Raw genomic sequence first — 9,964 nt, forward strand, 5'->3', positions numbered from 1 at the left:
CGACGGTTCCGAGAGCCATCATGCCGACCAGTCGGTATGTCGTCCATAGTGCGGGCCGAAAGAAGTCCCCGGCCCTGCCCGAACGGCGCGAACGGGTCAGGCGTGGCAGAGGATCGGGGTCCCGCCGTTCATCACCGTCATGTCCTTCAGCACCGCGAGGATGTCCAGCGGGGCGCCCTCAGGCTCCCCGGCCAGCTCCGCGTAAGCCCGGTGCACGTTCGCCACCAGCCGCTCGCTCTCCCGCCAGGCCGCGAACTCGCCGAGGTCGGCCTCCCGGGCCACCTCCAGCGGGGTCCGCCCCTTCGCCCGTCCCTCCCGGGCGAGTTCGGCCACGTAGCGCAGGTACCGCTCGGTGGACTCGTAGGCCGACCCGTCCGTCAGCGGCCCGTGGCCCGGTACGACCGTCTCCGCGTCGAGCGAGCGCAGCAGCTCCAGCGCCCGCAGCGAGCCGGCCAGCGAGCCCATCGCCAGGAACGGCGTCCCGCCGGCGAAGACCAGGTCGCCGGTGAACACCACCCGCTGCCGGGGCAGCCACACGATCGAGTCCCCGGTGGTGTGCGCGACGCCCGGGTGGATCACCCGCACCTCCGTCCCGCCGACGTGCAGGGTCATCCGGTCGCTGTAGGTGAGATCGGGGGCGGTGATGTCTATCGCGCCGAAGTCCGTCGCCGGCCAGATCATCTCCAGCTGGTGCCCGGCGGAGAGCTGCTCGGCGCGCGCGTTGTCGTGCCCGAGGACCAGCGCCTCGGGGGCGAACACGCCGTTGCCGTAGGTGTGGTCGCCGTGGTGGTGGGTGTTGACCACGGTACGGGGGAGCGGCACCCCGGCCGCCACGACCGCCTCCCGCAGGGCGAGCGCGCGCCGCTCCGTGGCGGCGGTGTCGACGAGCAGGGTCCGGCCGCCGTCGCTCACGAAGCCGGCGTTGTTGAGGCACCAGCCGCCGTCCGGCTGGACGTAGGCGTACACCCCGGGTGCGGGCTGGACGAGGTACGGGTCGTCGACGGGCATCTGCGCTCTCCCCGGGTCGCTGTGACGGGCGCCTCGCATCCTGCCAGCCGCCGCGGCCCGGGGGGAGGGCGGGTGCCGCGCCTGCCCGATGCTCCGTCAGGCGCTCCGCCGCTCAGTGGTCGTCGTAGTGCCCGTCGTGCTCGGCGTGCCGGTGTCCGTCGTGCACGTAGTCGAGGTGGTCGCCGTGCGGGACCGCGTCGTGCCCGCAGTCCGAGCCGTGCCGGTGGGTGTGGTCGGAGTGGGTCGTGTGCCCCGGGCTCTCGCACTCGTCCCAGTGCCCGGAGTGCTCGCGGTGCAGGTGCCCGTCGTGCGCGTAGTCGAGGTGGTCTCCGTGCGAGACCGCCTGGTGGCCGCAGTCGGGGCCGTGGGCGTGCTCGTGCGTGGCGTGTTCCTGGTGCGTGGTGGTCATGGCGCCGAGGCTAGTGCGGATCGTCCGCTGTCGCCCGTTATGTCGCAGCGGCGCGGAGAAGCCCGATCATCCGACCGCCGCGTCGGACGGCAGGGCCGCCTTCAGATGATCACCGTCATCGCGAACAGCGCCAGCGCCACGGTGCACGCCACCGCCGCCACCGCCGCCCGCGGTGCGAGCCCCGGCGGCCGGCCGGCCGCCAGCTCGCGGATCCGCCCGTGCGCCACCCGCAGGAACGCCAGCCACACCAGCGCGATCACCGCGGCCCCCGCCACCTCCACCGGGCCGCCGGAGCCGCGCAGCGCCTGCCGCAGCGCCAGCACCGCCACCACCGAGGAGGCCAGCGTCGTACGCCGCCACGCGAGCCGGGTCCGCTCCGGCTGGAGCCCGGCGTCCCGGCCCTCCCCGTAGGCCGTCACCGCCCCGTCGTCCAGCCCAGCAGCACGACCACCACCATCGCCACCGCGACCAGCCCCACCCCCGTGCTCAGCACCACCGGGAACCGCGACAGCGGCAGGTCCTCACCCCGCCGCATCGCCCGCTCGCACCGCACCCAGTGGTTCACCGCCCGCAGCGCGCACGCCGCGCCCACCGCGAGCAGCGCGAAGGCCATCCCGACCCGCACCCCCCACCGCAGGTCAGGCAGGAACTGGTCGACCGCGAAACCACCGCCGACCAGGGCCAGCGCGGTCCGGATCCAGGCCAGGAAGGTCCGCTCGTTGGCCAGCGAGAAGCGGTAGTCGGGGGTCGCGCCCTCGTCGCGGAGCCGCTGCGGCGCGAACCACAGGCGCACGTCGCGCAGGAGGCCGCCCTTGGGAGAATCGATCACCCCCGCAATCTACGCCGGGCCGACGCCCCGCCCCGGGACCCGGGTCCCCGCCCGGAACTCGCGCAGCCGCCGGTACGCCTCCAGCCCGTCGGGCACCCACGTCCACGAACCGTCGGCGACCCGCCGCTCCAGCTCGTCCTCGCCGACGAAGGCGTGCCAGGCCACCTCGGAGACCTGCGGCCGTACGGGCAACACGCACCGCACCTCGTGCACGTACGACCACCAGGCCCCGCCCGGCCCCTCGTACAGGAACTTGAACAGCGGCTCGGGCCGGGGCAGCCCGGACACCCCGAGCTCCTCCTCGGCCTCCCGCAGCGCGGCCTGCCCGTAGCCCTCCCCGGTGCCCAGCACCCCGCCCACGAACATGTCGTAGTACGAGGGGAACACCAGCTTCGAGGCGGTCCGCCGGTGCACGAATACCCGGTCCTGCGCATCCCTGGCCAGCACGAACACGCAGCGGTGGATCAGCCCCCGCGCGTACACCTCGCCCCGCGGGGCCCGTCCCACGACCCGGTCGTCCCGGTCCACGACGTCCAGCACTTCATCAGCGGCACTCACACAGAACATCCAACCACCGCTGTTGACTGGTTACCGCTCCGTAGCAAAGGATCTGCCCCACCACCGACCGGAGGACGGGCAGACGCATGACGTACGACGCAGACGTGATCGTGATCGGGGCGGGCCTGGCCGGTCTCGTGGCCACCGCCGAGCTCGTCGACGCGGGCCGCAAGGTCATCCTGCTCGACCAGGAGCCGGAGCAGTCGATCGGCGGTCAGGCGCACTGGTCCTTCGGCGGCCTGTTCTTCGTGGACTCGCCCGAGCAGCGCCGGATGCGGATCAAGGACAACCGGGAGCTCGCCCTCCAGGACTGGCTGGGCACCGCCGGCTTCGACCGCGAGGAGGACGCCTGGCCGCGCCGCTGGGCCGAGGCCTACGTGGACTTCGCGGCCGGCGAGAAGCGCCCGTGGCTGCACGCCCAGGGCGTCCGCTTCTTCCCCGTCGTCGGCTGGGCGGAGCGCGGCGGCTACGACGCCGACGGCCACGGCAACTCCGTGCCCCGCTTCCACATCACCTGGGGCACCGGCCCCGGCCTGGTGGAGCCCTTCGAGCGGCGCGTCCGGGCCGGCGTGGCCCGTGGGCTGGTCCGGCTGAAGTTCCGCCACCGGGTCACCGGACTCTCCCGTACGGCCGGCGCGGTGGACACCGTGACGGGCGAGATCCTGGAGCCCTCCGACGCCGTACGGGGCACCGCGAGCACCCGCGGGACCACCGGGGAGTTCTCCCTGCGGGCCCAGGCCGTGATCGTGACCAGCGGCGGCATCGGCGGCAACCACGACCTCGTACGCGCCCAGTGGCCGGCCCGGCTCGGCACCCCGCCGGAGCGGATGCTCTCCGGGGTCCCCGCGCACGTGGACGGCCTGATGCTCGGCATCGCGGAGGCGGCGGGCGCCAGCCACATCAACAAGGACCGGATGTGGCACTACACCGAGGGCATCGAGAACTGGAACCCGATCTGGGCCCGGCATGGCATCCGCATCCTGCCCGGCCCGTCCTCGCTGTGGCTGGACGCGACGGGCAAGCGGCTGCCCGTGCCGCTCTTCCCGGGCTTCGACACGCTCGGCACCCTCGACCACATCATGAAGACCGGCCACGACCACACCTGGTTCGTCCTCAACCGGCGCATCATCGGCAAGGAGTTCGGGCTCTCCGGCTCCGAGCAGAACCCCGACCTGACCGGGAAGTCGGTGCGCGGGGTGATCGACCGGGCGCGGCAGGCCGTGCCGGGACCGGTCCAGGCCTTCATGGACAGCGGCGCCGACTTCGTCGTCGAACGCGACCTCGCCGCCCTGGTGCGCGGCATGAACGCCGTGACCAAGGAAGACCTGATCGACGAGGACGCGCTGCGCCGCGTGATCACCTCCCGGGACCGGGAGATAGCCAACCCGTTCAGCAAGGACCTCCAGGTCACGGCCATCCACGGGGCCCGCAAGTACCTCGGCGACAAGCTGATCCGCACGGCCGCGCCGCACCGGATCCTGGACCCGCAGGCCGGCCCGCTGATCGCGGTACGGCTGTCGATCCTGACCCGCAAGTCCCTGGGCGGCCTGGAGACCGACCTCTCCTCCCGCGTCCTGACGGCCGGCGGCGAACCGCTCCCCGGCGTCTACGCGGCGGGCGAGGCGGCGGGCTTCGGCGGCGGCGGGGTCCACGGCTACCGAGCCCTGGAGGGCACCTTCCTCGGCGGCTGCATCTTCTCGGGCCGCGCCGCGGGCCGCGCGGCGGCCGAGGCGGTCGCCTGACCGACGCCGCTCCTGGCCGGGTCCGGGCCCCGCACGCGGCCCCGGCCGGGCCCGGCCCCGGCTTGCCCCGGCGAGGCGAGGCCGGTGTGCTCGGGCTCGGCCGACCCGGGCCTCGGCACGCGCCGGCCAACCCCGGCCCCCGGTCGGCCCGGCCCCGGCCCCGGGCCGGGCCTCAGGTGAGGCGTTCCACGACCCGCAGCCGCTCCGCCACCACCCTCGTGTCGTCGTCGACCGTGAACCCCGGGTCGCCGATCGCCGCGCGCACCGGCTCGCTGTGCCAGAACGCCTCGTGGGAGGCACGCCATTCGGCCACTGACGCGTAGCCCTCGCCCTCGTCCAGGGCGTGCTGCAGATCCACGTCCGCCAGCCGCAGCACGCTCACCGCCGTCACCTCCACCACGGCCACCGCACGCTCCCGCGAGTCCACCAGCAGGCCGCGGTCGCCCGGCGCGGGCAGCGGCCCGCCTTCGGCCTCGTACTCGGGCAGCAGCCCGGTCGTCGAGGTCTTCGCGCCGCTCAGCACTGCTGCCACCAGCTTGTCGCGCAGCGGACCGGGGACGCCGAGCAGGTACGGGGGGAGGCCTTCGTGCGTCGTCATGCGCCCACCCTACGGGCCACGGCCGAACTCGCACCGAACCGGAACGAACCGCTCAACTGAGCGGCGGCCCGCAGCAGTTGAAACCCGCCACGCAGTGGACTGGACCTTGACTCGGAGCTGTACGTACCGCTTTGCTGTCCGTGATCACCGGTGCGCTCACCGGCACGATCTCCGATCCGCCCGGCCTGACCAGCCGGTCATGCCCCGCGCGTGCACCCTGCACGTTTTTGGCCACGGCCCACGCCCACGGCTCACCGCCCACGGTCCGCGGCCCCACGGCCCACGACCGGCAGCCACCGGCCCACGGTCCACGGCCCACCGCTCCCGTCCCCGTCCGCCCGCGTCCTGGAGGGAAACCCGCGGATGTCCCCGCCTCCGCCGCCCCTCGGCCGCGCCCGCAAGCGTGATGCCCAGCTCTTCGACCCCGCCCTGTGCGACGCCGAACTCGTCGACGTGCGCGCCCAGTTCACCCAGGGCCGGTGGGCCGGCGCCCGGTCCCTGCTCGTCGCCACCGCCGACGACTGGGACCGCCGCGGCCACCGCGTCGTCGTCCTCGCCGAAACCCCGGCGGCCACCGCCTGGGCCCGTGAATGGCTCCTCGCCGAACCCGAGAGCGCCGACGCCGCCACCCTCCTCGCCTGCGCCGCCGTCTTCCGCGCCCTGCGCCGCAAGGGCACCCCGGCCGCCGCCGAAGAGGCCTGCCGACGCGCCGCCGCCCTGGCCCCGGCCGACCCCACCCCCTGGCTCGGACTGCTCCTGCTCTCCGGCGCCTTCGGCACCGAGGAGGAGTTCAGCCGCCACTTCGACCAGGTCCGGGCCCGCCACCGCGAACACCACCACGCCCACCACCTGATGGTCGCCAAGCTGGCCGAACGCACCCCCGGCTCCGGCCAGGACCCGCTCCACGAGGTCTACGACTTCGCGTCCTGGGCCGCCGAGGAGTCCCCGGCCGACTCACCGCTCGCCGTGCTCCCCGTCATCGCGCACGCCGAGCGCTACCGCGTGCTCGCCTCCCGCCACGGCCACCACCCCGACAGCGCCGCCGCGCACTGGTCCGGCCGCCGCGCCCGCCAGGTCCTGCGCGCGGCCTTCGACTGGTGGCTGGAATGGGAGCGCGAGGACCACCCCCGCAACCGGGTCGACCTCAACTTCCTCGCCCACGCCAAGCTCTGCGAGGGCCGCCCTGCCGAGGCCGCCGCCCTGTTCCACCGCATCGGCCGCCACGCCACCCGCGCCCCCTGGTCCTATCCGGACCTCGACCCGCACAAGGCCTTCCTCGCCGCGCGCAGCGCCGCGCTCGGCACCGCCTGACACCTCAACCCCGCACGCCCCCGAGCCCCCGAAAGGACGCCCCCATGCCGACGGGCAGATCCACCACGCTCCAGGACCCGGCCGAGATCCGCACCTACAAGGGCCAGGACCGCGCCCTGCGCGCGGACCGCCTCGGCACCGCCGGCCTGCTGCTCTCCGTACTCGCCGCCAGCGCGCCCCTGATGGTGGTCGCCGGCGTCATGCCCACCACCTTCGGGGTGATGGGCATCGTCGGTCAGCCGCTCCTCTTCGTCATCCTCGGCCTCGTCCTGGCCCTCTTCAGCATCGGCTACGCCGAGATGAGCCGGCACGTCCACAACGCCGGCGCCTTCTACGCGTACATCGCCCGCGGCCTCGGACCCACCGCCGGCGCGGGCGCCTCCCTCGTCGCCCTCGTCGCGTACAGCGCGATGCAGGTCGGCGTCTACGGCATCCTCGGCTTCGAGATATCCGGCCTCTTCGCCACCTACCTCGAGATCGAACTCGCCTGGTGGATCCCGGCCCTGCTCGCCGTCGCCGCCACCGGCGCGCTGGGCTGGCTCAAGATCGACCTCAATGCCCGGGTCCTCGGCGTCCTGCTCCTCATCGAGTGCGCCCTCGTCGTCGCCTTCGACCTCGCCGCCCTCGGCAAGCCCGGCGCCGAAGGCCTCTCCCTGCACGCCTTCAACCCCGAAACCCTCGGCGGCCCGGGCCTCGGCACCGCCCTGTGCTTCTGCATCGCCGCCTTCGTCGGCTTCGAGCAGTCCCCGGTGTACGCCGAGGAGACCAGCAAGCCGCACATCGTCGTCTCCCGGGTGATGTTCCTCGCCGTCGGTTTCGTCGCCCTCTTCTTCGCCCTCAGCGCCTGGGCCCTCACCGTCGCCACCGGCCCCGCCGAGGTCGTCAAGACCTCCGCCGAGGCCGGGCCCGGCCTGCTGTTCCAGCTCACCCAGGACCGCCTCGGCGCCACGTTCACCGACGTCCTGCACGTCCTCTTCGTCACCGGCATGTTCGCGGCCATGCTCAGCTTCCACAACGTCGTCGCCCGCTACGCCTTCGCCATGGGCCGCGAGGGCCTGCTCCCGGCCGCCTTCGGCCGGACCAACGCCGGCACCGGCGCCCCCGGCACCGGCTCCCTCCTGCAGACCGGCATCGCCGCCGTCGTCGTCATCGCCTTCGCCGTCACCGACGACCTGCCCACCGGCGACCCCACCGCGCCCGTCCTGCACCTCTTCACCTGGATGGGCAGCGTCGGCGCCCTCGGCGTGACCCTCCTCATGGCCGCCGCCTCCTTCGCCGTCATTGCCTTCTTCGTCCGCCGCGGCACCGCCGGCGCCCAGGTCTGGCGGCTCGTCGCGGCCGGAGCCGCCGGTCTCGCCCTCCTCGGCATCGCCGTCTACACCGTCAAGGACTTCGGCGTCCTCGTCGGCGCCGAGGAGGGCTCCGCCCTCAGCTGGGCCCTGCCCGGCATCATCGGCGCAGCCGTCCTGACCGGCCTGGCCTACGGAGCGGTGCTGCGCAGCCGCCGCCCCGAGGTGCACGCCCGCATCGGCCTGGGGAACGAGGCCTTCCGCCTCGACCAGGCCGCATCCGCCACCACGGCCGACTGACCGACGGACCTCGCTTTCCAGCCCGTACGAAGCCCCCGACACCTCATTCCAAGGTCGTCGGGGGCTTCGGCGCGCACGGGGCAGATTTTGGCGGGTAGCGGAACCCCGTGGTCTATTGGGGCGACAAAACCACAGGACCACAGCACAGGGGACACCACCCAGCTCCCCTGCGCGGCGGCCCGCACCTGCCTGTCCCACCCACGAAGGCGAAGTCGTACATGAGTGACCGCACCTTGACCGAGGCACCCGCCCCGGCGTCTTCCCGCCACACCGACGCCGGTGACGAGGGCTACAGCAAGGACCTCAAGTCCCGCCACATCAACATGATCGCGATCGGCGGGGCGATAGGCACCGGCCTGTTCCTCGGCGCCGGCGGCCGCCTCGCCGGCGCGGGCCCCTCCCTCGCGATCGCCTACGCGGTGTGCGGCGTCTTCGCCTTCTTCGTCGTGCGCGCCCTCGGCGAGCTCGTCCTCTACCGGCCCTCCTCCGGCGCCTTCGTCTCCTACGCGCGCGAGTTCATGGGCGAGAAGGGCGCCTACACGGCCGGCTGGCTCTACTTCCTGAACTGGTCCACGACCACCGTGGCCGACATCACGGCCGCCGCGACCTACGCCCACTTCTGGTCGCTGTTCACCGACGTCCCCCAGTGGGTCCTCGCCTTCATCGCCCTCGCCGTCGTCCTCACCGCGAACCTCATCTCGGTGAAGTACTTCGGCGAGATGGAGTTCTGGTTCTCCCTGGTCAAGGTCGCCGCCCTGGTCGTCTTCCTGATCGTCGGCATCTGGCTCGTCGCCACCAGCCACGACATCGGCGGCCACACCCCGGGCCTGGCCTCCATCACCGACAACGGCGGGATCTTTCCCGCCGGCATGCTCCCGATGCTCCTGGTGATCCAGGGCGTGGTCTTCGCGTACGCCTCCGTCGAGCTCTGCGGAGTCGCCGCAGGCGAGACCGAGAACCCCGAGAAGCTCATGCCGAAGGCCATCAACTCGATCATGTGGCGCGTGGGCCTCTTCTACGTCGGCTCGGTCGTCCTCCTCGCCCTGCTGCTCCCGTACACGGAGTACTCCTCCGACCAGAGCCCCTTCGTCACCGTCTTCGACAAGCTCGGGATCCCCGGCGCCGCCGGCATCATGAACCTGGTCGTCCTGACCGCGGCCCTCTCCAGCCTGAACTCCGGCCTCTACTCCACCGGCCGCATCCTGCGCTCCATGGCGATGTCCGGCTCCGCGCCGAAGTTCACCGCCCGCATGAACAAGGGCAAGGTCCCCTACGGCGGCGTCCTCTTCACCGCCGCCTTCGGCCTCGCCGGCGTCGGCCTGAACAAGCTGATGCCCAAGGACGCCTTCGAGATCGTCCTGAACTTCGCCTCGCTCGGCATCCTCGGCACCTGGGCGATGGTCATGATCTGCTCGCTGTTCTTCTGGCGCCGCGCCCAGCGCGGTCTCGTCGAGCGCCCCTCCTACCGCCTGCCCTGGGCCCCCTACACGCAGATCGTCACCCTGGTGTTCCTCGCCACGGTGCTGGTCCTGATGTGGTGCGACGGCGGCGTCGGCCGCACCACCGTGCTGTGCGTACCCGTGATCGGCGCCGCCCTGGTCGGCGGCTGGTTCCTGGTCCGCCGCCGCGTGGCGGAGCTCGCCGCCTCCCGCGGCTGACCCGGCCCCGGACACCACCGAGGGCCCCGCCGCCCGGACTCCTGCTCCGGGCGGCGGGGCCCTCGTACGTCTCCCGGGAGGTCAGGGCCGCCCGGAGCCCGCCCCGCCCGGCACGAAGGAGTCCAGCGCCGCGTCGAAGTGGCCGCGGGCCTCGGCGGACCGGCCGACGGGCGCCGACACCCACACGTCGTACAGCACCCCGTCCTGCTCCCAGCACACGTCGAACGTGTGCCGGGCCCCCTCGGCACGCGTGAAGCCGTCC

General features: G+C 73.3%; 10 protein-coding genes and 1 pseudogene. 4 read left to right on the top strand and 7 right to left on the bottom strand.

The genetic code is table 11. From position 1 onward, the window contains the following. Nucleotides 1-96 precede the first annotated feature (96 nt). The 5 genes from ACFTXQ_RS24810 to ACFTXQ_RS24830 all read right to left on the bottom strand — a co-directional run bounded on the left by ACFTXQ_RS24810 (nucleotide 97) and on the right by ACFTXQ_RS24830 (nucleotide 2,813). Complete coding sequence (locus ACFTXQ_RS24810; protein WP_382644283.1) at nucleotides 97-1,008, bottom strand: MBL fold metallo-hydrolase; 912 nt, start codon at nucleotides 1,006-1,008, stop codon at nucleotides 97-99. Nucleotides 1,009-1,120: 112 nt separating this feature from the next. Then, nucleotides 1,121-1,417: a hypothetical protein gene (locus ACFTXQ_RS24815; protein WP_382644285.1), complete on the bottom strand. Its 297-nt coding sequence runs from the start codon at nucleotides 1,415-1,417 to the stop codon at nucleotides 1,121-1,123. Nucleotides 1,418-1,518: 101 nt separating this feature from the next. Then, the gene (locus ACFTXQ_RS24820; RefSeq protein ID WP_382644286.1) at nucleotides 1,519-1,836 is read right to left on the bottom strand and encodes a DUF202 domain-containing protein; all 318 of its coding nucleotides are present in this window, start codon (nucleotides 1,834-1,836) and stop codon (nucleotides 1,519-1,521) included. Further along, nucleotides 1,833-2,243, bottom strand: coding sequence for a YidH family protein (locus tag ACFTXQ_RS24825; RefSeq protein ID WP_382644311.1), 411 nt, complete (start codon nucleotides 2,241-2,243; stop codon nucleotides 1,833-1,835). Before ACFTXQ_RS24825 ends, ACFTXQ_RS24820 begins: the two co-directional genes overlap by 4 nt. Before the next feature lie 12 nt (nucleotides 2,244-2,255). Then, the gene (locus tag ACFTXQ_RS24830) at nucleotides 2,256-2,813 is read right to left on the bottom strand and encodes an NUDIX domain-containing protein (protein WP_382644288.1); all 558 of its coding nucleotides are present in this window, start codon (nucleotides 2,811-2,813) and stop codon (nucleotides 2,256-2,258) included. A 77-nt stretch (nucleotides 2,814-2,890) separates the two neighbouring features. Here ACFTXQ_RS24830 and ACFTXQ_RS24835 point away from each other — a divergent pair, with 77 nt between their 5' ends. After that, entirely contained in the window at nucleotides 2,891-4,546 is a 1,656-nt protein-coding gene (locus ACFTXQ_RS24835) for an FAD-binding dehydrogenase (RefSeq protein ID WP_382644290.1), read from the top strand. Nucleotides 4,547-4,718: 172 nt separating this feature from the next. Here ACFTXQ_RS24835 and ACFTXQ_RS24840 read toward each other — a convergent pair whose 3' ends face one another. After that, the gene (locus tag ACFTXQ_RS24840; protein ID WP_382644292.1) at nucleotides 4,719-5,144 is read right to left on the bottom strand and encodes an ASCH domain-containing protein; all 426 of its coding nucleotides are present in this window, start codon (nucleotides 5,142-5,144) and stop codon (nucleotides 4,719-4,721) included. A gap of 363 nt (nucleotides 5,145-5,507) precedes the next feature. On the opposite strand from ACFTXQ_RS24840, the gene ACFTXQ_RS24845 reads away from it, so the two are divergent. The 3 genes from ACFTXQ_RS24845 to ACFTXQ_RS24855 all read left to right on the top strand — a co-directional run bounded on the left by ACFTXQ_RS24845 (nucleotide 5,508) and on the right by ACFTXQ_RS24855 (nucleotide 9,702). Next, entirely contained in the window at nucleotides 5,508-6,455 is a 948-nt protein-coding gene (locus ACFTXQ_RS24845; RefSeq protein ID WP_382644294.1) for a hypothetical protein, read from the top strand. A 44-nt stretch (nucleotides 6,456-6,499) separates the two neighbouring features. After that, the gene (locus tag ACFTXQ_RS24850; RefSeq protein ID WP_382644296.1) at nucleotides 6,500-8,044 is read left to right on the top strand and encodes an APC family permease; all 1,545 of its coding nucleotides are present in this window, start codon (nucleotides 6,500-6,502) and stop codon (nucleotides 8,042-8,044) included. A gap of 218 nt (nucleotides 8,045-8,262) precedes the next feature. Then, nucleotides 8,263-9,702: an amino acid permease gene (locus ACFTXQ_RS24855; RefSeq protein ID WP_382644298.1), complete on the top strand. Its 1,440-nt coding sequence runs from the start codon at nucleotides 8,263-8,265 to the stop codon at nucleotides 9,700-9,702. A gap of 81 nt (nucleotides 9,703-9,783) precedes the next feature. Here the strand turns inward: ACFTXQ_RS24855 and ACFTXQ_RS24860 are convergent. Then, nucleotides 9,784-9,964, bottom strand: a pseudogene (locus tag ACFTXQ_RS24860) (hypothetical protein); the annotation flags it as partial.

Source organism: Streptomyces sp. NPDC057010, assembly GCF_042673805.1.
In the GTDB taxonomy this organism is placed as follows: Bacteria; Actinomycetota; Actinomycetes; order Streptomycetales; family Streptomycetaceae; genus Streptomyces.

Excerpts from the sequence above, each read along its gene's own strand:
- ACFTXQ_RS24835 (WP_382644290.1), top strand. The coding sequence starts at position 2,891 with ATGACGTACGACGCAGACGTGATCGTGATCGGGGCGGGCCTGGCCGGT.
- ACFTXQ_RS24830 (WP_382644288.1), bottom strand. The coding sequence starts at position 2,813 with ATGTTCTGTGTGAGTGCCGCTGATGAAGTGCTGGACGTCGTGGACCGG.
- ACFTXQ_RS24815 (WP_382644285.1), bottom strand. The coding sequence starts at position 1,417 with ATGACCACCACGCACCAGGAACACGCCACGCACGAGCACGCCCACGGC.
- ACFTXQ_RS24840 (WP_382644292.1), bottom strand. The coding sequence starts at position 5,144 with ATGACGACGCACGAAGGCCTCCCCCCGTACCTGCTCGGCGTCCCCGGT.
- ACFTXQ_RS24855 (WP_382644298.1), top strand. The coding sequence starts at position 8,263 with ATGAGTGACCGCACCTTGACCGAGGCACCCGCCCCGGCGTCTTCCCGC.
- ACFTXQ_RS24845 (WP_382644294.1), top strand. The coding sequence starts at position 5,508 with ATGTCCCCGCCTCCGCCGCCCCTCGGCCGCGCCCGCAAGCGTGATGCC.
- ACFTXQ_RS24810 (WP_382644283.1), bottom strand. The coding sequence starts at position 1,008 with ATGCCCGTCGACGACCCGTACCTCGTCCAGCCCGCACCCGGGGTGTAC.
- ACFTXQ_RS24850 (WP_382644296.1), top strand. The coding sequence starts at position 6,500 with ATGCCGACGGGCAGATCCACCACGCTCCAGGACCCGGCCGAGATCCGC.